23 protein-coding genes, 4 tRNA genes and 1 pseudogene are annotated in these 25,020 nt (G+C 45.4%); 11 read left to right on the top strand and 17 right to left on the bottom strand.

The window, feature by feature from the left end:
* Positions 1–37: 37 nt before the first annotated feature.
* The 5 genes from apgM to QL223_RS14765 all read right to left on the bottom strand — a co-directional run bounded on the left by apgM (position 38) and on the right by QL223_RS14765 (position 6,226).
* On the bottom strand, positions 38–1,285 hold the full coding sequence (gene apgM, locus QL223_RS14785; RefSeq protein WP_281545156.1) for a 2,3-bisphosphoglycerate-independent phosphoglycerate mutase: 1,248 nt from the start codon (positions 1,283–1,285) through the stop codon (positions 38–40).
* A complete protein-coding gene (locus tag QL223_RS14780) occupies positions 1,282–2,064 on the bottom strand; it encodes a hypothetical protein (protein WP_281545155.1) in 783 nt (260 codons plus the stop codon). Before QL223_RS14780 ends, apgM begins: the two co-directional genes overlap by 4 nt.
* An 11-nt stretch (positions 2,065–2,075) precedes the next feature.
* Positions 2,076–3,491, bottom strand: coding sequence for a DASS family sodium-coupled anion symporter (locus tag QL223_RS14775; RefSeq protein WP_239644010.1), 1,416 nt, complete (start codon positions 3,489–3,491; stop codon positions 2,076–2,078).
* A 907-nt stretch (positions 3,492–4,398) separates the two neighbouring features.
* Positions 4,399–4,998 carry a Crp/Fnr family transcriptional regulator gene (locus tag QL223_RS14770; RefSeq protein ID WP_281545154.1) on the bottom strand — a complete coding sequence of 200 codons (600 nt, stop codon included), beginning with the start codon at positions 4,996–4,998 and terminating at the stop codon, positions 4,399–4,401.
* A 202-nt stretch (positions 4,999–5,200) separates the two neighbouring features.
* The gene (locus tag QL223_RS14765) at positions 5,201–6,226 is read right to left on the bottom strand and encodes a calcium-binding protein (RefSeq protein ID WP_002541627.1); all 1,026 of its coding nucleotides are present in this window, start codon (positions 6,224–6,226) and stop codon (positions 5,201–5,203) included.
* A 768-nt stretch (positions 6,227–6,994) separates the two neighbouring features.
* On the opposite strand from QL223_RS14765, the gene QL223_RS14760 reads away from it, so the two are divergent.
* On the top strand, positions 6,995–7,453 hold the full coding sequence (locus tag QL223_RS14760; protein ID WP_281545153.1) for a RidA family protein: 459 nt from the start codon (positions 6,995–6,997) through the stop codon (positions 7,451–7,453).
* An 80-nt stretch (positions 7,454–7,533) separates the two neighbouring features.
* On the opposite strand, the gene QL223_RS14755 is transcribed toward QL223_RS14760, so the two are convergent.
* Positions 7,534–8,130 carry an OsmC family protein gene (locus QL223_RS14755; protein ID WP_281545152.1) on the bottom strand — a complete coding sequence of 199 codons (597 nt, stop codon included), beginning with the start codon at positions 8,128–8,130 and terminating at the stop codon, positions 7,534–7,536.
* 137 nt (positions 8,131–8,267) lie between these two features.
* Between QL223_RS14755 and QL223_RS14750 the strand changes: the two genes are divergently transcribed.
* The 4 genes from QL223_RS14750 (at position 8,268) to QL223_RS14735 (ending at position 10,898) form a co-directional block, all read left to right on the top strand.
* Entirely contained in the window at positions 8,268–8,750 is a 483-nt protein-coding gene (locus QL223_RS14750) for an Lrp/AsnC family transcriptional regulator (protein ID WP_281545151.1), read from the top strand.
* Between the two features lie 325 nt (positions 8,751–9,075).
* Positions 9,076–9,783 carry a hypothetical protein gene (locus QL223_RS14745; protein ID WP_281545150.1) on the top strand — a complete coding sequence of 236 codons (708 nt, stop codon included), beginning with the start codon at positions 9,076–9,078 and terminating at the stop codon, positions 9,781–9,783.
* A 14-nt stretch (positions 9,784–9,797) separates the two neighbouring features.
* Positions 9,798–10,679 (top strand): hypothetical protein, encoded by an 882-nt coding sequence (locus QL223_RS14740; protein ID WP_002541622.1) that lies wholly within the window; start codon positions 9,798–9,800, stop codon positions 10,677–10,679.
* A 96-nt stretch (positions 10,680–10,775) separates the two neighbouring features.
* On the top strand, positions 10,776–10,898 hold the full coding sequence (locus QL223_RS14735) for a hypothetical protein (RefSeq protein WP_002541621.1): 123 nt from the start codon (positions 10,776–10,778) through the stop codon (positions 10,896–10,898).
* A 20-nt stretch (positions 10,899–10,918) separates the two neighbouring features.
* On the opposite strand, the gene QL223_RS14730 is transcribed toward QL223_RS14735, so the two are convergent.
* On the bottom strand, positions 10,919–11,209 hold the full coding sequence (locus QL223_RS14730) for a hypothetical protein (protein ID WP_002541620.1): 291 nt from the start codon (positions 11,207–11,209) through the stop codon (positions 10,919–10,921).
* Between the two features lie 124 nt (positions 11,210–11,333).
* On the bottom strand, positions 11,334–11,570 hold the full coding sequence (locus QL223_RS14725) for a hypothetical protein (protein WP_281545149.1): 237 nt from the start codon (positions 11,568–11,570) through the stop codon (positions 11,334–11,336).
* Positions 11,571–11,641: 71 nt separating this feature from the next.
* Here QL223_RS14725 and QL223_RS14720 point away from each other — a divergent pair.
* The 5 genes and pseudogenes from QL223_RS14720 to QL223_RS14700 form a co-directional block, all read left to right on the top strand.
* A pseudogene (locus QL223_RS14720) lies at positions 11,642–12,376 on the top strand (transporter substrate-binding domain-containing protein); the annotation flags it as partial.
* Positions 12,350–12,625, top strand: a complete 276-nt coding sequence (locus tag QL223_RS14715) for a ribosomal protein L7/L12 (RefSeq protein ID WP_338035040.1) — start codon at positions 12,350–12,352, stop codon at positions 12,623–12,625. The pseudogene QL223_RS14720 and the gene QL223_RS14715, both read left to right, overlap by 27 nt.
* A gap of 197 nt (positions 12,626–12,822) precedes the next feature.
* Complete coding sequence (gene corA / locus QL223_RS14710; RefSeq protein ID WP_002541617.1) at positions 12,823–13,779, top strand: magnesium/cobalt transporter CorA; 957 nt, start codon at positions 12,823–12,825, stop codon at positions 13,777–13,779.
* Between the two features lie 134 nt (positions 13,780–13,913).
* Complete coding sequence (locus QL223_RS14705) at positions 13,914–14,444, top strand: YbhB/YbcL family Raf kinase inhibitor-like protein (protein WP_281545231.1); 531 nt, start codon at positions 13,914–13,916, stop codon at positions 14,442–14,444.
* A 9-nt stretch (positions 14,445–14,453) separates the two neighbouring features.
* Positions 14,454–15,227 carry an AraC family transcriptional regulator gene (locus tag QL223_RS14700; protein ID WP_281545148.1) on the top strand — a complete coding sequence of 258 codons (774 nt, stop codon included), beginning with the start codon at positions 14,454–14,456 and terminating at the stop codon, positions 15,225–15,227.
* Between the two features lie 435 nt (positions 15,228–15,662).
* On the opposite strand, the gene QL223_RS14695 is transcribed toward QL223_RS14700, so the two are convergent.
* Positions 15,663–15,739 (bottom strand) — tRNA-Asp (locus tag QL223_RS14695).
* Between the two features lie 176 nt (positions 15,740–15,915).
* A tRNA-Ser gene (locus QL223_RS14690) sits at positions 15,916–16,006 on the bottom strand.
* 355 nt (positions 16,007–16,361) lie between these two features.
* On the opposite strand from QL223_RS14690, the gene QL223_RS14685 reads away from it, so the two are divergent.
* A complete protein-coding gene (locus QL223_RS14685) occupies positions 16,362–16,721 on the top strand; it encodes a HopJ type III effector protein (RefSeq protein WP_002542957.1) in 360 nt (119 codons plus the stop codon).
* A gap of 43 nt (positions 16,722–16,764) precedes the next feature.
* On the opposite strand, the gene QL223_RS14680 is transcribed toward QL223_RS14685, so the two are convergent.
* The 7 genes from QL223_RS14680 to QL223_RS14650 all read right to left on the bottom strand — a co-directional run bounded on the left by QL223_RS14680 (position 16,765) and on the right by QL223_RS14650 (position 25,019).
* Positions 16,765–17,697 carry an exopolyphosphatase-related protein gene (locus tag QL223_RS14680; RefSeq protein ID WP_002542956.1) on the bottom strand — a complete coding sequence of 311 codons (933 nt, stop codon included), beginning with the start codon at positions 17,695–17,697 and terminating at the stop codon, positions 16,765–16,767.
* A 186-nt stretch (positions 17,698–17,883) separates the two neighbouring features.
* A complete protein-coding gene (locus QL223_RS14675; RefSeq protein WP_281545147.1) occupies positions 17,884–18,849 on the bottom strand; it encodes an arginine deiminase-related protein in 966 nt (321 codons plus the stop codon).
* Between the two features lie 192 nt (positions 18,850–19,041).
* A complete protein-coding gene (locus QL223_RS14670) occupies positions 19,042–19,536 on the bottom strand; it encodes an Lrp/AsnC ligand binding domain-containing protein (protein ID WP_281545146.1) in 495 nt (164 codons plus the stop codon).
* Between the two features lie 133 nt (positions 19,537–19,669).
* Positions 19,670–23,296: a zinc-dependent metalloprotease gene (locus QL223_RS14665; RefSeq protein WP_281545145.1), complete on the bottom strand. Its 3,627-nt coding sequence runs from the start codon at positions 23,294–23,296 to the stop codon at positions 19,670–19,672.
* 12 nt (positions 23,297–23,308) lie between these two features.
* The gene (locus tag QL223_RS14660; RefSeq protein WP_281545144.1) at positions 23,309–24,112 is read right to left on the bottom strand and encodes a hypothetical protein; all 804 of its coding nucleotides are present in this window, start codon (positions 24,110–24,112) and stop codon (positions 23,309–23,311) included.
* 700 nt (positions 24,113–24,812) lie between these two features.
* A tRNA-Met gene (locus tag QL223_RS14655) sits at positions 24,813–24,889 on the bottom strand.
* A 54-nt stretch (positions 24,890–24,943) separates the two neighbouring features.
* Positions 24,944–25,019: transfer RNA gene (locus QL223_RS14650), tRNA-Gly, on the bottom strand.
* Between the last annotated feature and the right edge of the window lies 1 nt (position 25,020).

Below are 25,020 nucleotides of genomic sequence, written 5' to 3'. Positions count from 1 at the left end.
GCATGACAGTCACATTGTCACCGTCATGCTGCTTTTATTATGCGCCGAGTTTTCTAACAGCCTCCAAGTGATCCATCTGAATATGGAAAAAATCTATCGCTGTGAGGTTGTTCAACGCGCCATGAACAAGAAATTTCTCGCCAAAGTCTTCAACGGGCAAACTTCTCACATTCCCGCCTGCGAAGAATGTGGGTACCGGATCTCCAGAGTGGTCACGCCTATCGCAAGGCGTTGAATGATCACTGGTATATCCAATGTAGCACTGTTCCAAATCTATCTGCTGAAGAATATGGCCAACCATCATATCGAGCTTAATTGCTGTGGAGACCTTTGTCATAGGCTGACAGTCGTGACCAGCCAAATCAGGAGCCTTCACATGCAGTACAACCCAGTCGTATCCCTCTTTCAGTTTACTGACAGCCAGTTCGGCTTTGCCAATGTAATCAGTATCATAGCCTGCTGTAAAACCTTCCTGATGGAATACATCTAGACCTGCCATTCTCGCAATACCCAGCACCGTTCTGTCACCCGCCACACAAGCACCACGAATGCCAAAAGACTCTGCCATTTTGGGGGCCTGAATTTCACGGCCAATACCTCTCAACAAAATCATATTGGCAGGTGGCAGTCCGTCTAGAATACGCTGCTGATTCACAGGATGAAGACTCAAGACTGAGTACATTTTCTCTGTCAGCTCATTGATAATCCTGGCTGTTTCGAGCGCATTTTTATCTTCAACTAACGCAACGCTTTGCTGGACCCGCTCACCTTCTTTTGCAGTACCAGGATCCGTGGTAGTGATATGCTCTGAAAGATTTTGACCACGAATAACAACCGCCACTCTATGTGCGCTTAGAGCACGGGCAATCACTCTGGCACCATTGGAAAGTACAATGCCGTCGATTGCATTGGCCAGTTCATCCGTATTTTGATTAATGCGGCCAGCACGCCGATCGATCACGGTCAGTTCATCATCAACCGTCGCGAAATTGCCACGAAACGCAATATCACTCGGAAGTAAGTCAATACCCGCACCATAAGCTTCTATCGGTCCTCTACCCGTATACACCTCGTAAGGGTCATAGCCAAAAATAGCCAGGTGACCAACATCCGTACCAACTGGAACGCCGGGCTTTACTGGATAGACGTTGCCAAAAAGACCTTTGGATGCGAGCTCCTTTAAATTAGGTGTCCTCGCATATTCGAGCGGTGTCAGCCCATTTAGTAATGAGATAGGATTATCTCCCATACCATCGGCGATGATTAGTAGTGCTTGCTTGCTCATTTTTGCCCCTCTGGCAGTGAAGATTCTGACTCATTGTTTTCTGAAAGTACGTCTCTACGTTTCCATAACAAAGCAGCCGAAAGCAGGATAACGATGCTCCAAAGTACCCATTTAATCACTGGAGATGGTCGATAAAGTCTCACTTTGAGTTCAACTTCCTCCCCTGCGGATAAACCAGAACGCTCAACGGTCACCTCTTTCCAGCCGTCATTTTCACCAATCTCAAAAGTCTTCTTTTTCTTTGACCATTTAGGTGTCACCACGCCATAGAGCTCTGTGCCTTTTGGTACTGAAAACTGGGTAGAAAACTTCTCAATGGTTGACGGTGATGTATTTACAAAGGTGTAGGAGACACGGGTAACGCCCCCCGGATGACTGTACTTAAGCTTCGCCTTCTTCTCTTTGTAAACCTTCTCTATGTTGAAAGTTTGTGTGAGCGCGATAGGGCGACCATCTGCTTCGAAACGGTACAAAATAGCCTCTCTGCCGTGAATTGCCTGCTTGATCGGCTTTTCAAGCAAGGTCCCGCCTAACACTTCGTAATTCGTCAAAGCCCCCTTCTTATATGCGGGCAGATAAACCCATCCTTCATTGTTAGGCATCGCGATGACATCAGTGATTATCTTTCCATCAGTACCGGTGGGATAAATGACTTCATGATACTGCTCAATGCTTCCGAAGCTTTCAGCAAGTGCCATTGTCGAGAAAGCCAACGTAGCGCCTACCAGACTTAAACGGGATAGATTCTTTAAACTCAGTTTCAATAAATGCTTTAACATGACCAACCCTCCTATGGTGTGATGCCGAGATATGCGAACCAGGTAAACGATGCTCCAAACATCAAGCACCATTTGGCCAACAAGGTTAAAACACCATAAGTAAGCTGGTTATTGACTGAGAAATAGCCCGTACTGTAGTAAATCAGGTTGGCTTTGCTGTGTGGCGGAAGTGTAATGGTGTCCGCGATGGTAAACGCCGCAGGCAGCGCCAGCATAAGAGGTGGGACACCCGCACTTTCTGCTAACCCAATCAGCGTTGGGATCAGAATAATGGTCCGGACGGTTTTACTGGTAAAGACAAAGTGACTGAAACTCGATATCGCTATTACAACCGCGTACAGCATGGTGAAGCTCATATCTTTCACACCAAAGTGGCTGAAAATACTGCCCAATGCCCATGAAGCCACACCCGTTTCACTAAGAGAGACGCCCACAGCATAAGCACCAGCAGCAAACACCATCAAGTTCCATGGAATCTTCGCTTCTTTCCATGTCAGTATGCCAACATAAGGCATGAAAAAAATTGATGCCGAGATAACAGCAACCATGACGAGACTGATCTGAAAACCGAATAAGTCCATGTGCCATTTATCTGTCGCCCATAAGAAAATGGTAACGAAAAAAATAGAAGCGGCTTTCTTTTCATCCAGTGATACTGGGCCCAATTCAAGATACTGTCTGTTAATTTCTTTTATTTCTTCCCCCCCTGCCTTAGCAACGCCATTTGGTTTAAAGAGGAAAATACCGATAAAGAAAGAAGCGATAAGCGTTAGGACCGCGATAGGCGCAGAGGCAATAAACCATTCACCCCATGACACAGAAGAACCCGTAAGTTCCTTCATCAAACCGATCGCAAGAATTTGAGGAGCTGTGGCTGTGACAATCGCAGAAGTCGAAATATTATTAGCTTGTAAACCTTGAATGGAGAGGAGTTTACCTAAGTTCTTATTTCCACTTTCTACATTGAAGGCTTTTGCAATTAACAGCACAATCGGTAAAAGCATTGCTGCACGTGCAGTTGTAGAAGGAACGATAAACGCGATAGTGAAGTTTGCTGCCATTAATGAGAGCAGCATAGATTTCCAGGTTTTACCAAAACGCGTGATGATAGCTAGCGCTATGCGCTTAGCAAGCCCACTCTTCTCCATACCAGATGTAATGATGAACGCTGATATCATCAACCAAATGACACCGTACCCCATCGTACCTAGCGCATTTTTTTCTGCCCACCCGCCCAATATCGACAACAGTGCGATAGATATCATAGAAACTGCGTAATTGGGCAGGGATTCAGTAACCCATAAGATGAGTGCGAATAAGAAAATACCCAGAGACATCTTACCTTCAAAACTAATGCCTTCCGGGGTTGGAATAGAATAAAAGATCGCCAGGACTACCATCGCTAAAGGTAGCCCAACGTAATACATTATTTTCTCCGTTTTACTTTTTGATTTTAGATCTCTCACAATGCTTACCACTAGCATTCTCCTTTGCTTAGAGTTTGTGAAACAGTCTTATAGATATTATAAATCTTGATATTCACCAAGATGAAAAAAGAGACTACATTCCGCTAATTATCTAATCCAATTAAAATAGCAAATAACATGAATAACCTTCTTAAATACCTGTAGCCTAACTCAAAAAAATAGAGCATAAAGCATTGATATTAATAAAATTAAACATGGTTAATCATGAGAGTCATTGAAACATCATAGCCGGAGACCAAAGATCCATAAACGCATATAAAAAATACAAAGACTAGCTATCCATACATCGTGGCAAATAATTCATATAAATTAATTGTAAATATTATAATGAACATTTAATACTGGAGAATTAAGATAGGAGACAAGAAATAAGGGAATACATCCCATCCAATAATAAGTAAAGTATTCACCAATGGGGATTGGGAATTTTAAATGAGAAAAAGTTAGGAAAAGCAAATCTTGGTTTGCAGGTAATATTGACTATACAAAATTTGCCGGCGGGCGCTTAAACACTGGAGTTTGATTGAACACACAGTCTCACCTTAAAACTGTAACCTTCCGCATCCAACGTCCGATGATCTCTCGTCTCTTAACTGGCTATCTATACCCAAACGACCTGACATCGCCAAATGACAAATCAGTGATTATTAGGAGGCTATAATGCGAAATATCTTGCTCATACTCAGTGTCAGCTTTTTCTTAGTAACCCTCTCTTCTTTCAGCGAGATTGACTGGCGTTGTGATCGCGGCGTTCCTTTGCGGGTGTAGTCATCTCCATCAAAAAGGGACAACAAACAGCACGGCGTCAGTCAACTCGCCTGAAGGGGGGCCCTCAATGCGAGCATCTTCAGGTCGCTTGGGTATAGTAAATTTGTTTTCTAATTCTGCTCAGCTGAGTGGGGGTAATGCCGAGGTAACTAGCGATGTGGTATTGCGGCAATCTGGGGGCGATTACAGGAAAGTCGGTCAGAAACGCCTGATATCTGTCTTTGGCTTCATGCTCAAGATAACTGATTTCCTTCGGCTCCTTTTCCAAAAGCCAGTGCTTCTCCAAATAGTGAATATGAAAACGCATTAAATCCGGATGCGTAAACAACGCGGCACGAAAATGTTGGAAGTCGATTTCGACCAGTTCACAAGGCTCTAAAGCCTGAATGGCAATCCGGCTTGGCGCTTGCTGAAGCAGCGCACTCATGCAACCGGGAAACCTGCCTTCATCAAAGAAGTTCTTGTTGTATTCGTTGCCCTCTTCATCCAGCAAAAATGCGCGCATCAGACCTTTGTGAAGAAAAGCAAAATGCGTGGGAGTTTGCGCGATATCGTAAAGCGCCTCCCCTTTGCCGATGCTTTTGACCTTGCAGCAGGCCATGAACGCCTGCATTGATGCTTCATCAATCGCATAATAGCGGCGCACGGTCTCTTGTAAGTGTTCGAGTGCGAGAGACATAGTGGCTTCCTTATCCATTTTTCCTGCAACACACGCTAACTAATGAGGGCAGCGAGTGAAACCAACGCTGATGGATAGACCGTCGTTCTGCGGATGGGTTAACAATGAAAGTGGAAAAACAAAGGCTCTGAGATCCACTCTCAGAGCCTTTAACGATAGATTAACTGAGTGGTTGTTCAGTCAACAGAGCCTAAAAAGTGCATTAAACGTCATACAGGCCAGTGACGAACTCCACATTGACGTAGTTCAAGCCGTAACACCAGCCTTTAAGAACCACTTCGGTACCGTCTGCAAAGCCAAGGTGCGTGCCATCCCAGCCGACAGAAACGCTAATGTCAGAGGTCGACGTCGCCAGGCTGTTGTCAATCTGGATGGTGTCTTGCCAGTAGCAGAAGTCCCAAACGTTGTTGGTATCATCATTGGCATCGAAGAAGAACAAATCGCAGCCCGAACCGCCCCACAGCTCATCATTACCTGCAGAAGCCGCGAGGATGTCATTACCACAACCGCCGATCAGCCAATCGTCACCATTGCCTGCCCAAATGTCATCGTTGCCCCACTCACCCCAGAGTTTGTCGCAACCATCACCACCTTCGAGTTTGTCGTTACCGCAACCACCGATAAGTTGGTCATTACCATCTTGGCCAAACAACATATCATGGCCGTAACCACCCCAGATTTTATCGTCACCACCCTGGCCGAACGCGATGTCATCGCCACAACCACCTAGGATGATATCGTTATCTTCCAGCCCCCAGATGTAATCATTACCTGCGCCGCCATCAATGTAATCAGTGCCGCCGCCGCCCTGGATATGGTCATCACCATTACCACCCAGTAATGTGTCGCAACCTTCACCGCCGTACATGTTGTCATTGCCGTCGCCGCCAACCATGTAGTCATTGCCGTTATCCCCAAACAGGATATCGTCACCGGAGCCACCATCTATGCAGTCGTTACCATCACCGCCTTTGATTTGGTCGTTACCACATTCACCATATAGGTAGTCATTACCACCAAAGCCATAGATGTTGTCGTTACCCCAGCCGCCGTATACCACATCACAATCCGCGCCACCGAAAACGGAATCATTGCCGTTTCCTGCGTAGATGTAATCGACGCCATTGCCGCTGTAGATGATGTCATCGCCATCGTATGCATAGATACAGTCATGCGAGTCAGTGCCGTTCAACGTTTCATCGTTGTTCGTACCTACTATTGTTGCCATTGTCCTAACCTCTGTCCTGTTTATTGGGATCTCTTCGTTCGACATGAATGCTCATGTCGACAGTTCCACTCTAATCAAACGACATCATCCATTAGTTCTCACTAATGAAGCAGTCCATATGAAACTCACAGCGACTTAATGAGTATTTGAGGAAAGTACCAATCCGGCTTGTCGATTTTTCTTAACGCTTTTTTGGTCACGTCCTCTATTGCCAAACTGGAAAACATAACCTCATCCAGCTATTTTCCAATACCTTGTGGCATCAGCAACAAATAAGACAAGCCAGACCAAATAGGCACGCAAAATTCAATCATAAATAAGCATTATTTTTTTAGGGAAATTCGGGGGTTAGCCCCTCATACTGCTTACAAAAGAAGGACTAGTGTTCAACGGTTTCTTACAATCCCATGTCTAAGGCATAAGAAGACAGGCAGACTTTTTGGGAGGGAAATCAACAAAACGGGTAACCCCAGCATCCTAAAGACCTTTTCAAGGTTAGGGATGATGGGGCTATTGGGGTATTCCGATATAGACTGTAAAAAAGGCAAAGCCTGTTAGAAAGCTAAGAGTTGGTTTTTCGTTACAAGGACATGCTCTGCATTCTTTAATGCCCTCACTAAAAACACCTGCATCCGATCCCGACACATTTCCCGTCACTATGCTTGCTATCCACGATTTTAAACAAAGATGGGGTTCATTCAGGCGTCAGTTTTCACATTCACTATCAACGACGCCCACCTCTATATCATCAAAAGTAAGGAAACCAATATGCGAAACATCTTCATCCTATTTACCCTCTGTTTCAGTATTCTCGCCACGCAACCCTCATTCGCAAAGCGTCACAAAGGCATTGAATTTCTAAACTCTGGCACCGTGCTTCCCACACATCTGCCCTTTTCTGAGGCGGTGCGAGTTGGTAACACCATTTATTTGTCTGGGCAGATCGGCATTTTGCCCGGCACGTTAACCTTGGCTCCCGGTGGCATAGAAGCTGAGTCACGACAAACGATGGAGAACATCAAAACGTCGCTTAACGCTAACGGCTATAACATGAGCAATCTTGTCAAATGTACCGTATTGCTCGCCGACATGTCTGAGTGGAATACTTTCAACGATATCTACAGAACCTACTTTTCAGACAAATATCCAGCAAGAAGCGCAATTGGTGCAAACGGATTGGCACTGGGTGCGAAAGTAGAGGTGGAATGCATCGCAGCGATTGAGTGATGAATTCCGGGCCATATACAACAAGAAAGGCTGCCAAATTGGCAGCCCTTCTTTTGGGCTCATTTCTAATATATCCAAATCTACTCGCCCGAGCGGCTGATGGCCTCTTTGCCGTTGTAAACCAAGCGCGTCGACCAAGGGATGGGATTTCTCAGGGCAAAGTGCGCCATGCAGCCGTTTTCTGCTTCATCCAGCAGATCTTTAATTCTCTCTTCCGGCTCAGGGCTTTCGATAATCACGTGCGTTTCGACAATATCGCAGCCGCCGTCCGTCATGTAACCATGATCACGCATATGACCAAGATTGGTTCTGAACACAATGCGTTGTTCAAGCTTTAAGGAATCCACCTGAATTTTGCGGGCAGTGAGAATATCCGTCAGGTGAGTCATCAAACAAAAGCCGATGCCCGCTGAAAAGAATGCCAACGGTGGCGGAGCCGTGTCATTACCAACAGGCGGCTGTTCATCGCAATAGAGCTTTACCGGACTAAAACCCGGAATATTGACGGAAACCACCCCCGTCTTTTTCTGCATGTCTCCTGCCTCAGCGCTTAAGTTCACTTCAAAGCGATACGGTTCCGGATGACGGGCTTTCGAAAAAGTAGATTGTTGGTATTGCGTGGTGGCCGGCTGTTCACTGCTCAGTTCGCCAACATGAAAGAACTTTTCGTTCGACATTGCATTCTCCTTATACGCGCAAGAGGCTGATTAAATCTTACCCAAGAACAGGTGGAGAATGCCGTCAAAGTCATCCTTGAGACGAAGTTTTATGGTGTTATCATTCAATTAAGAACGTCATAGTGAAGGAAATCGTCATGCTCACCAATCAGGACAAAAAGATACTCTCACAGCTTCAAGAAAACGGACGCATGACGATTGTGGAACTCGCCAAAGCTACTGATATGTCAGAATCAACCTGCCTACGACGTACAAAGAGCCTTGAAGATTCCGGTGTGATTAAAGGTTATGGCGCAATGCTTGATGCCGAAGAGGCAGGGTTTGGTGTAACTGCTTTTGTTCAGGCCAGCATCGACCAGAAAAGCGAAGCGGCGTTTGATTTGTTTAAATCAGCCGTCAAAGATCACCCGCTGATCCTGGAGTGCTATTCCCTTTCTGGTCCCTACGACCACCTGATGAAAGTTGTCGCCAGAACCAACAAAGAACTCTCGCACTTTGTGTTAAAGACACTGAGAAGCTTTCCTGAAGTGAGAGAAGCGCAAACCCTGTTTGTGCTGGATGAAGTGAAACACACTACGGCCCTGCCGATTAATCTGGCGGAGCCGGTTAAGAAACGGTAACCCCAACGCAGCGCACGCTCTATCTTGGAGCTTTTTAGGAATTATCTTTCGCCAGTTGAGCCCAAATATTTAAAGCAGGGCTCAAGCCAATTCTAATCTAATCCCAACAAGCGGTGATTCTTCTAGCAATGTTTCAAATTAATAAAGTTCCATCAATTTAGAAGCAATCCTTTAAATTCTCATATTTGGAGTCATTTTATTTAAAAAAAGACAAATTTATCTGACAACCTAAACACAAACGTTAGAAAAGCGATTTCAACAACGGGCTGTTACGGAAAGTCGCTAAACGTCTTGTTGGCAGAAACTATATATTCAAGGATTGATAATGAGAGATTTTTTCGCTGGAATAAAAACACCCTTCTTAGTGCTTGGCTTACTCTTGCTAACGGGTTGTGCGGCGACACCACAACCCACTGTGACACTTGACGCTAATAGTCCAATAACAAGCAATAGTTCAGTATCTTTCTTTTATGCCGGTCCAAACCCTGACAAAGCAACCACGCATATTTTTGGTGCTAGCTGTTTATTATGTTATGGCGTTGCCGCTGGTCTAACACAAACATTAGACTCTCACTTAGAAGCAACCATATCCACCGATGAACTTAGCGATATTAAAGAAACCGTATTAGCTAATCTTAATGGTCTTGCTGGAGACGTCGTTGAAGTGAGTCAAATTGACTTCGATAGCCTCAAATCATTCGATGGTGGTCTTGGCTTCGCCAAGAAAGACTTTACAAGCCTGAAAGAACAATTAGGTACTGATTTCCTCTCTGTACTCTCAATTTACCGACACGGCGCATACCGAGGCTTTAATAGTTACTTCCCAACAACAGATCCTCAGGGTCACGTAGCTGGCATTCTCTATACTGTCGATCTGACTAACAATCGCTTGGTACAGTTCCTAGAGTTTGACGAGAGAGTTCAGCCACAAGGTGAATGGGATGAGCCACCAGCATTCCCCAGCGTTACTACTTCCTACTACCAAGCCACGCAGAATGTCAAAACGACATTAAACAATCATCTAGTTAAGTAGGTAAAGAGATGCTATTGAGGATAGTCGCCCTCATTTTCTTGTCGTTGGTGTTGCTTGGATGTCAGTCTTCATCCAAGCAGGTCACAGACACACAGCACCTTAACGAGATTGAAGGGAATTACTTACCAGAAAACCGCATAATTTTTGCAGTTCCTGGCGAAGATAAAGTTACTTTCCTGGGGCTACATGATGGTAATGATGCAATTGAGGCAGGTTCAATGCTGTATATGGCGGATGCAGGGCTGGTTGGCTTGATTGCTCAAGTAGCGACTCATGCTGCAGTGATAGATTCGGCACGAGATAGTAAACTCGCCGAGGCTCAATCGTCTGCGAATAAAAGCATCCAAAGCCTGATATCTGCTACTGAAAAATGGAAACTGAGCACACTTGTTGGCGATAGTGACATTTTTGCAGCCGAGATCGACAATTCGATTCAATTTAAGCCCACTTTTTTCAGTGACCCACAGAAAAAAGTACTCTCCATGAAGTCAGTCATCGCAGTGCCAAGCAGTTTGAGTGAAGCAAAAACAAGCAAAGACGTCATTGTCTATCAAAACTTGATTAGTGTTTTTGATCATCAATTACTGCCAGATGACTTTCATCTCGATACCGACATCGAAAGGCTCGAACTGCAAATGAAGCGCCTCCTCTCGCTTTCTTTGCACATCGCTAAGCAGGAGTTAACGGGGGAGTATCGACAAGAAACGCAACCCAAACACTACACCTATATCGTCAATAATGGCTTGCAGCAGTCCGTCTATCGGGGATATCCCGTTGATGAAAAGTGCGGCTACACAGTGATACGAGATCTTCGTTCTTGGTTGATTGCAGTGCCAATTGATAAGGAGAAATCCACATCGGAGTGTTTTGGTTCGACCGCAGCCTTTGCGCAATAAAACCACTCTTAGAGCCCTCTTCCTAATAGAGGGCCGCTTATTGCTCCTCATAATTCTTGGACCTCTTTTCGTTTCAGCAAAGAACTCTCACACTTTGTGTTAAAAACACTTAGAAGCTTCCCTGAGGTGAGAGAAGCACAAACCCTGTTTGTGTTGGATGAAGTGAAGCACACCACCGCGTTGCCGATCAATTTGGCTGAGCCTGTTAAGAAAGACTGATCGAGCATAGGAATAGCAAATTAGTGACGCGAATCATCGGGCCCAGAGAAGGCATCAGAGCCCTTCATCTTGTCACGTTTCTTCCACTCATCTTCAACATGCAATTCAGCTCTTTCAGTTAGAACTTCAATATGTACTGAGGTATCGCAGTCTTCGACCTCTGTAGATCTGTTGTAGAAAAAATAGAAAATCAGACCGATCAAAAACAAAAAAATAGAGATACCCATCAGCACAGAATCCGCCAAAAAGGCACTGATAAAGAATGCTCCCATCGCAACCAACATCATAACTAAACCAATGGTACTTTTCATTTATGAAGTCCTTTTCCTAATACTCATACTCATACTCAAGGTATCAAATAAAACAACTCACAAGCGTTTCATCTTTAGACCAAGTCGTTAACAATAAAAATCGAGAAATAGCTCTCAATGAGTATTAAACCTCCAGCCTTTTCCCGGCCCTGAGCGCCGGCGGACGATGTTCTACCTCGTGTTCTATCGCAGCACACTCTGCTTCCAGTGCGGCTTGTTCCCGCTGGCAGTGCTTGAGCATTTTTTCTGCAATTGGCTGACACGGGAGAGAATCGGGTTCGCTTTGCTTTTGAATTGTTGACGCTTTGTTGATGGATGAGAGGCTAGTGATTTCAAAAAGCAAAAAGCGTTGCATACTCATTAGTTAGACTCTATCGTTTTGAAGGGATTGCTAGATTAGAACGTCCAATAACCAAAAAAAGACGTATCACTATGAAAGCATTTCACCTTATCGCGTCAGTGGCTCTAACCCTTTCCAGCTTTGCAGTTGCAGATCAACTGGACGATATTCTCGAAGCTGGCGTTATTCGCGTCGGCACCACCGGCGATTACAAGCCTTTCTCTTTCTATGATGGCCAAAACTACTCAGGCTATGACATCGATGTTGCACAATATCTGGGCGAACAACTCGGCGTAAAAGTGGAGTTTGTGCCCACCACCTGGAAAGCCCTACTTGATGGCTTGAAAGAAGATAAGTACGACATTGCCATGGGCGGCATTACCCGCCGAATGCAGCGCCAACTCAACGCCGAACAAACTCAGGGTTATATGGTTTTTGGTAAGTGTTTCCTCGTCGCGAAAGGCAATGCTGGCAAGTACAACTCTCTTGAGACAGTAAATCTGCCTTCGGTTCGAGTGGGCGTAAACATCGGCGGGACCAACGAAAAATTTGCGGATGCAAACCTCCCGAACGCCAGCTTCACCAAGTTTGAAAACAATCTGGATGTGCCAAAAGCTGTCGCGGCAGGTGAAGTGGATGTGATGGTAACGGAAACGCCAGAAGGCCTTTTCTACGAAGTCACCAACGACAAACTGGAAGCTGCTCGGTGTGAAGAGCCTTTCACCCGCAGTCAGTTTGGCTACCTGATTCCCAAAGGCGAACAAGGCCTGCTGAATGCCGTCAACTTCGCTATTGATGAAATGAAGCTCAAGGGCATCGACAAACAACTGATGCAGAAAAACCAGCTAATTGCAGAGCAGAAGTTCAACGTGGTGCTAACCGCTGCAGATGGAAAGAAAGTTGATATCATTCAGGCAGTCAAAGACGCGACAGGCCTGAGCCTGATTGAATCCAAATCCGTGGTAGAAAGCCTTCCGGCTGTGCTCAGAGAGAAGCTGTCGAAAAGCGAGGCCGAGAAATTAGAAAAAGCGCTGGAAGCGGCAGGCGCCACTATCGACATAAAACCGGTTCAATAAAACGCAAACCAATCAGTAAGGCTGGCAGCTCCGCCAGCCTTAAAGTTACCTCAGTATCACCCGATTCAAACTGTCTTCCTACTGTGACGTATACGCCAATACCCACGCCCAACCTTGAATGTCAGCACCATCTGAACACAGAATTAAAACACAGCCCTGCACTTTTTTCTTATTTGCCGCATTGCTAAGGGGTCATTATGCTACGTTTGTTTACGATTGAATCTGGCGCGATAACGGAAATTCCTGTTGGGGAAAACGCTGACCTCAAACAGTTGGTGGAACAAGCCAAATGGATAGATGCACACGATCCTACTGATACGGAACGCGAACTTGTCAGCTCTTTACTTCGCATCGACTTACCTGAATCTGATGATGTTGAGGAAATTGAAACCTCTGCCAGATACTTCGCTGACAAGAGTGGCCTTCATGTTCACTCTCTATTCCTATCAAAAAGTGAAGGACGGCACACCACAGTCACCGTCGCCTGTATTTTGCAGAGCGAACGTCTGATAACCATTCGTGATGGCGACGTTGCCGATTTTCGCTTACTCAGGCTTCGCGCAAGACGTCGACAAGTTCGATGCAAAGATGTAGAAACCCTTTTAGTGACTTTACTGGAGCAGAAAGTCGAAAACCATGCGGATACGCTGGAAGACTTGCACCGCGAGTTGGAAAAAGTCAGCCATGCTGTGCTTGAAGATGACGATTCCGATTTGGAAGAAAGCATTGAGCAATTGGCAAAGCTTGAGGACAGTAACGGAAAAGTGCGCCTTTGTTTGATGGATAACCAACGTGCGATTTCCTTCCTGCTTCGCCATTTGCAAAGCAGAAACGAGCACAGAGAAACGTTACACGAAATCGGCCGGGATATTGATGCTTTGATGTCCCACACCACCTTCCTATTCGACAAAATCAACTTCCTGATGGACTCGACTCAGGGCTTTATCAACATCGAACAAAACCAGATCATCAAGATCTTCTCAATTGCAGCGGTTGTTTTCCTGCCACCGACGGTGGTCGCCAGTATCTATGGTATGAATTTCCACTTTATGCCGGAGCTGGAATGGAAATACGGCTTCCCCTTTGCGATCGGATTGATGATCGCCTCCGGCGTTGCGCCTTTGGTTTATTTCAAGAAGAAGGGATGGCTGTGAGCATTCTAACAGCGCCCATAAATCACCAATAAGCTCAATATGCCTATCTAATTTTCAAACATTGAGCTTTAATGTAAATAAATTCCTATCTAGGATCCGCATCATGGTTCGACTTATTGACAAGGAGAATCATGATGAAACTGACACTTATCGCTCCACTTTTGGTCGCCGCTGCGTTTAATAGCCACGCATTTACCCTGAGCAGTAGCGGCATTCAAGAAGGCTCAAGAATGGCAGATACTTTTGTATTCCAAGGTTTCGGCTGTTCAGGCGATAACCTCTCACCACAATTAAGTTGGAAAGATGCACCGGAGGGGACCAAAAGCTTTGCGATAACGGCATACGATCCAGATGCACCTACTGGCAGCGGATGGTGGCACTGGCTGGCACTCGATATTCCCGCTTCAACCACCCAGCTAAATCAAGGTGCATCAGGCAAGTTGAAACAAGCACGCGAGATGGAAAATGACTACGGGGCTGTCGGCTTTGGTGGTGCCTGCCCACCAAAAGGTCATGGAATGCATCGCTATCAATTTACGGTTTGGGCGTTACCTTCTGAAGAGCTGGCGTTGCCAAAGAATCCATCTAACGCGCTGATTGGATACATGTTGAATGCTTCCGCATTGGGTAAAGCAACGCTAACCGCTACCTATGTGAACGAATAAGGAATCGAGATGACGAGAGCACTGGTGAAGACTGGACAATTTCGTGGCGTAACAAAACAGGCTCTTCGAAACGTACTTGTCTATGCCCCTACCGTTATCTGGGTAAACCGAGGATTGAAGCAGCTTTGGTGGCAAGATTGCTCTCGTCAGTATTCCTCACATGACTGGTTGGTTGTTCCGGCCAGTCATTCCCTTACGTTCGTCAACGAACCTTCACAAACCGATTTCTTTTCCAGAACGCTAACCTTTCTAGAGCCTCCGCCTTACGAGTGGCTTGAAGATAGTGGTCCGGTAACACCAATAGCCGAAGAACCGCGTCTTTCTGTCACGCCACAATTGGCGTACTGTTTTGATGTTTTGTATGAAATGGCGGGAAAATCACTGTCTGAAGAAACCCAAAAACAGTTTCTGTTGGCATTTTACGCTGAGATTCGGAAAGCCAATGCTTTGCACCTTCTCTTCCCCGGAAGTGATAAATCTTTGAGCGAAAAACTTGCGAGCTATCTGAGCCTAAACCCGGGCAATGCGCATAGTGTTGAATCCGTTGCAGCCGACTTTTCTATGAGCTCGGCGACATTGAAGAGAAAGCTGGCTGCAGAAAACACGTCGTTTCGCCATATCCTGACCAACGTCCGGATGGTTTACGCCCTTTCACTCATGCAGAATTCCCGCTCACAGCTTAATATTGCGCTTGCCTGTGGCTATCAATCTGAAGCGCGATTTTCGCAGAGGTTTAAGGAAGTCTTCGGGCTAACACCCAAAGAGTATGTTCAGACGTTGTAGAAAACCCACGTGCGAAGCACTTTCTGGGGCGCGTAAAAGAAAAAGCCTGACGCTTTCGCATCAGGCTTTAATCAGTGGCGGAACGGCCAGGCTGGCGCTCCAGCGGTACTCAAGCCGAATGGCTCATGAGAGTCCCCTCTCTTGGAATCTGACAAATACAAAAAAAACCCGACATTTCTGTCGAGGCTTCATTGTGTTGGCGGAGCGGACGGACTAGAACGCGCCGGGCTCCCGGACGCGACCCAAAGTGCGAAGCACTTTCTGGGGCGCGTATAAGAAAAAAGCCTGACGCTTTCGCATCAGGCTTTAATCAGTGGCGGAACGGCCGGGCTGGCGCTCCAGCGGGACTCGAGCCGCATGGCTCGTGAGAGTCCCTTCTCTTGGAATCTGATAAATACAAAAAGCCCCGCAGTTTCCTGCAGGGCTTTGTTGTGTTGGCGGAGCGGACGGGACTCGAACCCGCGACCCCCGGCGTGACAGGCCGGTATTCTAACCAACTGAACTACCGCTCCAATTCTTGATGAAATCCGACTTTACAGCCCAACTTCCAGAATGTGGCGGAGAAATAGGGATTTACTCGGTCGCTTCGCGCTCGGCTGAACCCTGTCTAGGCTTCTTCACCCTATCTCTCGGAGGAATGTTTCATCCTCTGAGTCAAACACCTAGTTAAAGCTGTTTGATTTAAAAGTGGCGGAGAGATAGGGATTTGAACCCTAGATACGCTATTAACGTATGCCGGTTTTCAAGACCGGTGCTTTCAACCACTCAGCCATCTCTCCGTAAGTGCGGCGAATATTAGCTACAGTTCCGAAAGCTGTAAATACCTTTTTTCGCTGAGAAAGTCCGTTTGACGATTTTGAAATCAATCTGCTTTAAATCTATGCCATAGCAAGCGCAATCTTACAAAGCAACAGTGAAACAGATTCACTTTTGCCTTACTTTAAAGACAACCCGCCATAAGTTTTCGAACATAATAAGGAAACAACATTGATACTTCACTTTAATGTATCATCCTGTTAAAACACTTCGTTATGGAAATGCTTTAACGAGGTTTTTACGCGAATAATCTGATACCTAGCTGAATAGGTTCGCAGTAGAAGCCAGTTCATTAAGCAATCAGCAGTTAGGACTATCATGCAACTCAGTAATTTCTTACTCAAGCTATCTAACACCCCTGAACTTGTTGAATTTGAAGACACCATCTCGGTGATCGATCGGTTTTACCATTACTCACCAGCCGAATTCATAAATGGTGACTTGACCAACAAGGCAGGTCAAAACGCAGGTTCATGCAAGATATTTGCCTTTGGTAAGCTTCATGGCCTGGATGAGCGCGCAGTATTAGCGTGCTTTGGCAGGTATTACAGAGAGGATGTTCTCGCGCACCCAAGCGGTAAAGATCATCTCAACATTCGCAACTTCATCCATTCCGGTTGGAAAGGCGTGTCTTTCGACAGGTTACCACTATCCCCGAAAGAGCCAAGCGACGGCTAAAGAGAAAGCCCCTCTTTTGAGGGGCTTCACCGTTCATCTATCGCTACCCATCTTTGTTGATTTGGACGATGAGTTCATCTTCAATCTGTGCGGCCATTTCATTTGGCACCTGACAGGTACCGGCATTTTCGTGGCCACCACCGCCATACTTCAGCATCAACTCGCCAATATTTGTCTGTGATGACTTATCAAAGATAGATTTGCCACAGGCAAACACGGTGTTTTGCTTCTGGAAGCCCCACAACACATGCACGGAGATATTGCACTGTGGGTAAAGGGCATAGATTTCGAAGCGATTCCCTGCCCATATTGTGTCTTCACGTCGTAAGTCCAACACAACCAGATTGCCGCACACAGATGCACAGCGCCTGATTTGCTCCTGAAATTTTTCGCGATGATTGAAATAAAGATCCACGCGCTCCTTCACATCCGGAAGTGCCATGATTTCCGCAATAGGTTTATCTTTGCAGTAATCAATCAAGTCCATCATCAATTCGTAGTTAGAAATTCGAAACTCTCTGAACCGCCCAAGGCCTGTTCGGGAGTCCATGATGAAGTTCAGTAACCCCCACCCATCCGGATAGAGCACTTCATCTTTTGTATATTGCGCAGAGTCACCCTTATCAACCTCCTCCATCATTTCTTCCCAGGCGTCCGGGAAAGTGTTTTCGCCGCCAAAGTGTTTCCACACAACGCGGGCTGCTGAAGGTGCATCTGGGTCAATGATGTGGTTGGCGCTAAGCTCCTGGTTACGAATCATCTCAGAAGCATGGTGGTCGATACAGAGGTGTGCTTTCGCGTTGTAAGGTAAGTTGGTCGTGATGTCATACTCGGTGATCTCAACGACCCCGTCCTGCATGTCTTTTGGATGTACGAATTTGATCTCATCAATCAAATCGATGTGTTTTAACAACACCGCACATACCAATCCGTCGAAGTCACTTCGTGTGATAAGACGATATCGTCTTTCCGGCATTTGCTTCACTCCCATAGGCGAGGGCTAGCCCCCGATGTGTATCTTGTTATAGATGTTGCGACATACCTTAAGAATAAGACGAATGCCCGGTTCTGCAACTTGAGGGGAGTGTTAATTCAATGCAGCACTTTGTCAGATAAGAAAAAAGCCGCTTTTAAGCGGCCTTACTGTAGGAAACTCTATTCATTATGCTGGCAAGAAATTCTCGCCCAACATGCACCTTACACTGCCGCCACCAATGGTTTCGATGGTTGAAACATCGATTGGAACCAGTTTGCCATGTTTACGTAACACGCGTTTTTGCTCCAAGGTAAACGCATTATAGGCTGACAGTGACATCGCAATCAGTCGCTCGCCTTTGTCGTTTTGAAGTTGGAGGATGTTGCCGCAAAACTGACCCATTTGCTCTTCGGTAATTGAAACGACATCTTTCGTCTTTTGCAACGAGTTCAACACTCTGCGACGCTCGAATTCTTCAATGATTTCATCGCATATCACTGCGAATCCCTCTCCTACAGCCATCATCACATTAGTGTGATAGACAGGCGAGCCAGAAGACATTCGCGTGTCAAAGTAAATCACCTCTTTGAATCCAGCACGATTGACATATTGCTGAAGCAAATTGCGGTCACAACGCACTGATAAAGCGGCATACACAGTGGAATTGATATGATCCATGATCATCACCCCTGTGCTTTCTAAGAAAGCCTCTGGAGATTCCAGATTCCCGAGTTGAAGAACCTGTGTAGGGTTGAAACCAGACTCACGAAGTGCATCTACCAGGGTTTCAGGACGAATTTCCCGGCGGCGGTTCTCACACGCCATTGGAAAGAGGTAAACATCACCATCAGCAGTGGTAGAAAACCAGTTATTAGGAAAGACGGCGTCGGGCGTCTCGCCCTGAGTCGGTGAATAATCCATTACCGTGACATCCACACCATGTGAACGCAACAGCTCGACCATCCCGTAAAACTCTTTTAGCGCTTTAGTACGGATTTCAGCGTCAGTCAGAGCCAGAGATTTTTGGAACTCGTTATCTGCGCTGGTTTCCACATTAAATTTGAAATCAATAGGTGGCACCATCACTACAGCTTTCGCTGCATGGATAGTGGCCTGAGAGTTGATCGTATCTCTCTGGATGGGTGCGACCATCTAAACACCTCAACATTTTATTAACATTATTGTTATGAGGTTAATTTTAGACAGGGTCTCGAGGGAAAGTTACCTAAATGAGGCGAGAATATATAGCTCTAGTTAAGTCATTACCCTTTGAAAGCGATTTCTTTAGGTTATTTACCCATGAAGCACAATTTTAGCCCTTCACTTTGCCTTAACGTTTCGCTCTCAAGACAAAGCGATAAGGTCAGGATTGATCCCAGCACTTCGCTTGTATTCAGCAATAACAATTTCACTACGAGTTTGAATAACACCTGGAAGTTGAATAATGCGGGTCGACATGAACTTCTGATAAGCCTTGATGTTCTTCACACGCACTTTCACCATGGCATCGAAGTCACCGGACAGCGAGTAACACTCTTCAATCTCGGGGATCAACATGGCAGATTTGGCGAACTTATCGAAGATGGAAAGATTGGTTTGATCAAGGCGCATATGAATAAACACAACCACGTCTAAACCCAGTTTCTCGGCGGAAATATCTGCGTGATACCCAGAGATGTACCCTTCCCTTTCGAGGCGTTTTACCCGTTCAGAGCAAGGTGTGGTAGTGAGGTTTACCCGCTTAGCGAGTTCAACAACCGGCAGGCGGCCATTGGATTGGAGAATGCGGAGGATTTCGATATCTGTGCGGTCGAGTATCGAAGTAGAGTTTCCTGACATAAATCGCCTGTTCAATGCTTGGGTAGTATTTTGACATTGTAATTATTTCTATCTTTGAACAGTACACTAAAAAGTAAAAAAGCGTTGGGCTTGGCACCCAACGCTTTTGAATTAATGTATACGAAACTTAGGTTTAGTTAATAGCGTTCTTCACTAAGTAATCCCAAACACTGTCGAAGACAGGAAGATTTTCAAGAGAAGCCAGCTGGTACTGATATTGGTGGCTCAATTTAGCAAAGCTCTCTGGATCATTGAACTCTTCTAGTGTGAATGTCGTTACTTCGACCGTCGCCAGATCTGTTCCAGCACTTTTAGCTGCAAGCATCGCTTTAAACTCGTTGGTAAACTGAATCATGTTCCAAGCGTAGGTGTTTGAAGCATCTGCAAAATAAGTTAGCCCGTTCGATCTTACGAAAGTACGAACCTCATCACTTGTTGGACGCTCACTTCGCATAGAAATTGAGCGAGCAAAAGCAGTGTCTCTTGCATCAACATTTTCCACTACCGCTCTCATCACCATCGCATTCAGGATCGCTCGGTTAAGAGGAGTTTCCTCAAAGTGAGGTAAACCGTAGTATTTACGGACAGAGAAGCTTCCGTAAAGCGGCATACGCTCAAGAGTTTCATCCCAACTAAATGCTTTGAAGTCTCCTTTAGCTTTGTGATAAGCACCATTCTCGTCTTTGAAGTTCAGGTATAGTGTTTCAGTACCCAAAATAATGGAATCCAACAGGAGAGTGCCCTTCGGATAAAATTGGTAGAATCCTTGATCCAATCCATATACTTCAGGCAATTCTAACAACGTTTTCGTTGATCGATCTGTAGAGCGACGATCGCCAATTCGTTTAGTCAAAGTCGCTGCCGCTGCCAGCTTGTCTGGCCAATGACCGATGTAATCAATGTAGTTTGAGTAATTATTTACAGGTGCAGGGCGAGGTGCCTTGCCGCTGTTGAGATATTTACCAACTTCACCAACAACTGTGAGGCCTGATCCCAAGGTTGTTGTTACGGTCTCGTCATAACATGACGTAGGAACGTAGTTCACTGGGAAATTCATTCTGTCAGAGTAGTTTCCGATGATATCTGCCAGCTTACGATATGAAATATTGCCCGTGGCATCTTCCAATTCACACGTATGATCCGGAGTCAAAAGAATATCAACTAACTGATCTCGCGCTTTATCTACCGCTAGAGGGACACCACAGTAAGCTGCGAATGGCCACTGAGTCGCATTCGCGTCATCTTCACAGAACGCTGTGAAAGACACAGGAAACCCTAGCATCTGAATATCAGATGGTGGGTTGATAAAGACATTGTTCTGGTACAGATCATACATGTGGAGCGAATTACGCCAATCGTTGAACTGTGTAATACGGCGAAGCGCATATGACATCGCAGTACTTTCAGAGAAGTTATCTGACATTCCACGAACGGTACGTGCGTAGTAACGGTCATCATAGCTCTCGAGTTTAAAGTCCATGATTTCCGAACGGTTACGACCTTCATCGTGTCTGTTACAGTTATCATTCAAACTAACGTTACCATCAGTACAATACTCGTAACTACGCAATGGTGTTGATGGGTTGTCAGCTGCTATCCCTTTAATAACACCGTCGCTAACCAAGTCAGCTGGCTGCGTGTATGGGTCAAGGACAGCATTACGCAACTCTCGGTCATAAGATGACGTGTTTAGGAATACGCTTTCGCTAGTTTGGACGCCATTATCAACAGAAACTTTTTCTGCTTCGACCTCTCGCTTATAGCCAAATCGAAGGGCTGCAAGATCATACGGTCCAAATACTGGCAGCGCGTTCAGCAAAGATGGATTGTAATCCATGATCGATGAATAACCAGGAACCGTCTTCAGGCCGTGCTCTGCTAATTCCGAACTATCGAAATAGTTTGGAGCATCATTACTGCCTTTGAAGTTGTGGCGCAGGCCAAAGTTGTGACCAAATTCGTGGACAAGGGTCTTGGCGTAGAAAACACCTACTAAGAAAAGGCTAAGCTCTTCTTGCTGTGCTTCATCAAGCTCTGCCCATTTTTTCAAGTTACCTGCTTCGCCGACAGTGCCGTTCCACAATTCGTTAGACTTCCAATTGAAGGTCATGCCGCCAATCGTTGTCGGAAGTGCCTTGAAGGTTGCACCTGAACGCAGTGAAGACACAGGGTACATATTGTTTTCCTGCCACAAGCGTGTTTCTAGCGCTTGCAGAGCCGCCATATCTTCATATGTCGCTTCATCTTCAGCAACCAAAAGTTCTTCCTGCACTGCAAGGATTAACTCTTGGAAAGACTCAGTTTTTAATGCTGGCTCCTCATAGTTGCTTGTCAGGTCAAATTGATTAATTTCTTCGGCATCAATGCTTTTTTCGCTGACAATTGAAACCGCAACATCAGACTGATTAGCAGAAGCGATAACCGGTGCTTGAACTGGGCTAGTAGTAGTCGCAACAATCTGCTCTACTCGGCCAGCGTTGTAATCATCAACGATACGATCCCAAAGCCAGTAAGAAATAGAGCGAAGTACACCAGAGTACTGGTTCACATGCGCATGGACAATTTCACCAGTAACAGGGTTCACTGCTGAAGGACCATAGCCCGCCAGACCGTTGTCTAAAGGCTCATCGATCAAGTTAACCACGTTGTATCGAAGGTCACCGGACTGCTTGCCTGAAGGTTCATGCAAACGGATCTGTGGCGCACCCACTTTTTCAAGCTGTGGATTAATGCGATCAACGACATCTTGTGTCACGCGCTTGAAGAACAAAGTTTCTTCGTTTTGGTCAAAGCTATCAGACAGGTGATAGTCAACATATTCAAGATCAGGGTTGAAGCGATGCAGGTATTCAAACCCTTGGTCAAACTCACCACCAACGTATGAAGGATCCGGGCGTCCAACTTCACTAGCGAAGAAACCAAATGTATCTTCGTCACCCTTCATATAAACGATTGGTTCGTAAGTTTTTGAGCGAACCAAATCAAGAGGAACGAGAGAGTAGAAGCTCGAAACCGTAAATGACAGATCACTCATATCAAAGCCAGATTGAACCAGCCCGTTGATCATACAGCGCCAGTTGTTAGCAACTTTATAAGTTGTTTCAACTTCAAAGTTGATAACGCCATCCTCAGTGACTTCGTAACCTTTCCAGCCACTCAAACTATCTGTGGCAAGTTTTGACGAACCTGTTTTGGAGTAACATCCGCTGGCGAAGGAGAACAAGTCGTTCCAAGAGTTTTCTTGAACTACCACTTTTTCAAATTCAGGAACGATGAAGCGACGATCTCCGATTGGAACTTCATCATTGTTCACTTTCTCTTCGACGTTGGTACAGTCGCCGTAGCTATCTTCTCTACATTGATAATCAACGAATTTAACTGGTATCTCTAGAACCGGACGCTCAGATGATTGCGTATCGAACCATCGGCCCAATTCACCCTGATCGATTTCACCCTGGCTGATAACATCTGGGCTGAGCATGCGAACTTGTAGATCGCCTTTGTCATCGGTTTGGTTGCTGTATTCAAATGACAAGGTGACCAATTTTTCTTGGCCTTGCATGAAAGGAGCCATTGATACTGCATATTGGGGAGCTTTCGCCATTGAAGGCATATACAGGTACACCTGATCGGTTTTGATCGATGATTTAGAGGTCAAGCTTTCCGGTTTTGCCAGCGTGTCATACGCTTGGTCATCCGCTCCACACCCTGCTAAAGCAGCAGTGATGGAAACAGACAAAAATAGTCTATTAAACTTCATGCCAAAGTCCTTTTAGAATGAATAAGTTAAAGTGGCTGTGTAAGTGGCCGACTTCTCGTCGAATAGGTCAATGTTACCGAGCGTGCCTTGCTCTGCATCGAAGTAAACCCCCGAGTTAGATGCGGACAATGCCCCTGAGAACGAGTCGGTAAACTTGTAACTAGCGCTCAGTTGACCGACGTACGTCCAATCACGACGATTGCCTGAATACGTCCACGAAGTGCCACCGATGATTGAGCCTGATAAATAGGCGTCACCTATGCCATAGCCAACACTGGAAACAACAGAAACCAAGTGCTCTACGAGCACCTTTCCATTGACCGTTGTTTTGTATTGATGAAAATTTTTGCGATATCGCGGCGCGATCGAGAGGTTAAATCCTGCTGCCTGACCGGAAACAGATAGACCCAGCCTAGCGGCTGTTTTGAGGTCATCATTTTTGGATGTTTCCGAAGTGGGGATCGTAAATTGTAAAGATGCGCCAATGTTACCTGTCTCACCAAATGAATAGAGTGATGATCGAGATACACCCAGAACGCTATCAGTGAAAAAGTCTCCTGTTTTGTCTTCGTACGCTCGGTAACCACCGCCGGTTAAGTATCCGGAGTAGTTATCGCTAATTTTGTATTTTGCCGTCGCTGTCCAGTTGATAGAGCGGATAGAACGATAGTCATCTTTACCATAGCCATTTTGGCTATAGTAAATGCTCGTTGAGCCTCCCCACGGACTTGGAGCGTCAGTATCTGCCATCGCTGTTGTTGGAATAGAAGCCAACAACAGCAAAGTAGTGCCGCATCCTAGCTGCAATTTTTGCATACTTATCTTCCCTGTACTGCAATCCAAATTTATTGTCTAAATACCAATCAAATGCTGATTTTTTATTTATTGGACTTCTATAAAAGTTATTAGGCTCACCCAAAGTGGAACCAATACACACTTTTGTACTGTTGAAGTAGTACATCAATTGATAGCTAGAGATCATGCGCCATATAGACACCATTCGAAGCATGTCTCATATTTAACAAATCCGTAATAAACAATGTTTCAATATATTTCTGGTGATCTCGTAAAGCGCAAGAAATAAGAAAGTAAACTTAATTAGGCGTAATGAATGAAAAAATAGACTGACTAGACTGTAAAGTAATTGCGGATTGTAACACCATGATTTCTGATTGAAGCAGTGCAACTCTCTAACTGCACACCACTAAGCAGGGTTACTTTCAGGAGAAATTATCAAGAAAAATCGTAGAAAAAGTGAGTAACACTGAATAAGCCCACTAAATAATCTCTATATCAACAGATAAACTAAACATGGTTTTATTCAAGATCTCATCACTTGAAACTTAGAACCAGATTTGCTCAGTTATTAATCAAATATATTTCTATATTTTTTCGTATTGAATATAAATATATAATTTGCGAATTAATATTCGCCATACGATTAGACGATAATAACGGAGAGAAACATAGAATTGGGAAATGAAAAAGCCCAGACCTAGGTCTGGGCTTTCGAATGTGGTTGCGGGAGCCGGATTTGAACCGACGACCTTCGGGTTATGAGCCCGACGAGCTACCAGGCTGCTCCATCCCGCGTCCGTATTTCACCGTTCAAGTACGATGACAACTCCCACCTCTTCTAAGAGAAAGTGGAGCGACACACGAGGTTCGAACTCGTGACCTCAACCTTGGCAAGGTTGCGCTCTACCAGCTGAGCTAGTGTCGCA

The sequence above is a fragment of the Grimontia sp. SpTr1 genome (assembly GCF_947387585.1).
Classification (GTDB): domain Bacteria; phylum Pseudomonadota; class Gammaproteobacteria; order Enterobacterales; family Vibrionaceae; genus Enterovibrio; species Enterovibrio indicus.
The sequence above is the reverse complement of the archived record's forward strand: the minus strand, read 5'-3'. Positions and strand labels throughout refer to the sequence as shown.

Coding starts and splice junctions, on each gene's coding strand:
- QL223_RS14780 (WP_281545155.1), bottom strand. CDS start 2,064: ATGTTAAAGCATTTATTGAAACTGAGTTTAAAGAATCTATCCCGTTTA.
- QL223_RS14730 (WP_002541620.1), bottom strand. CDS start 11,209: ATGAAAAGTACCATTGGTTTAGTTATGATGTTGGTTGCGATGGGAGCA.
- QL223_RS14750 (WP_281545151.1), top strand. CDS start 8,268: ATGCTCACCAATCAGGACAAAAAGATACTCTCACAGCTTCAAGAAAAC.
- QL223_RS14760 (WP_281545153.1), top strand. CDS start 6,995: ATGCGAAACATCTTCATCCTATTTACCCTCTGTTTCAGTATTCTCGCC.
- QL223_RS14775 (WP_239644010.1), bottom strand. CDS start 3,491: ATGTATTACGTTGGGCTACCTTTAGCGATGGTAGTCCTGGCGATCTTT.
- QL223_RS14685 (WP_002542957.1), top strand. CDS start 16,362: ATGCAACTCAGTAATTTCTTACTCAAGCTATCTAACACCCCTGAACTT.
- QL223_RS14665 (WP_281545145.1), bottom strand. CDS start 23,296: ATGAAGTTTAATAGACTATTTTTGTCTGTTTCCATCACTGCTGCTTTA.
- QL223_RS14700 (WP_281545148.1), top strand. CDS start 14,454: ATGACGAGAGCACTGGTGAAGACTGGACAATTTCGTGGCGTAACAAAA.
- QL223_RS14770 (WP_281545154.1), bottom strand. CDS start 4,998: ATGTCTCTCGCACTCGAACACTTACAAGAGACCGTGCGCCGCTATTAT.
- QL223_RS14715 (WP_338035040.1), top strand. CDS start 12,350: ATGAAGCTCAAGGGCATCGACAAACAACTGATGCAGAAAAACCAGCTA.
- corA (WP_002541617.1), top strand. CDS start 12,823: ATGCTACGTTTGTTTACGATTGAATCTGGCGCGATAACGGAAATTCCT.
- QL223_RS14670 (WP_281545146.1), bottom strand. CDS start 19,536: ATGTCAGGAAACTCTACTTCGATACTCGACCGCACAGATATCGAAATC.
- QL223_RS14745 (WP_281545150.1), top strand. CDS start 9,076: ATGAGAGATTTTTTCGCTGGAATAAAAACACCCTTCTTAGTGCTTGGC.
- QL223_RS14660 (WP_281545144.1), bottom strand. CDS start 24,112: ATGCAAAAATTGCAGCTAGGATGCGGCACTACTTTGCTGTTGTTGGCT.
- QL223_RS14705 (WP_281545231.1), top strand. CDS start 13,914: ATGAAACTGACACTTATCGCTCCACTTTTGGTCGCCGCTGCGTTTAAT.
- QL223_RS14675 (WP_281545147.1), bottom strand. CDS start 18,849: ATGGTCGCACCCATCCAGAGAGATACGATCAACTCTCAGGCCACTATC.
- QL223_RS14725 (WP_281545149.1), bottom strand. CDS start 11,570: ATGAGTATGCAACGCTTTTTGCTTTTTGAAATCACTAGCCTCTCATCC.
- QL223_RS14765 (WP_002541627.1), bottom strand. CDS start 6,226: ATGGCAACAATAGTAGGTACGAACAACGATGAAACGTTGAACGGCACT.
- QL223_RS14755 (WP_281545152.1), bottom strand. CDS start 8,130: ATGTCGAACGAAAAGTTCTTTCATGTTGGCGAACTGAGCAGTGAACAG.
- QL223_RS14680 (WP_002542956.1), bottom strand. CDS start 17,697: ATGCCGGAAAGACGATATCGTCTTATCACACGAAGTGACTTCGACGGA.
- apgM (WP_281545156.1), bottom strand. CDS start 1,285: ATGAGCAAGCAAGCACTACTAATCATCGCCGATGGTATGGGAGATAAT.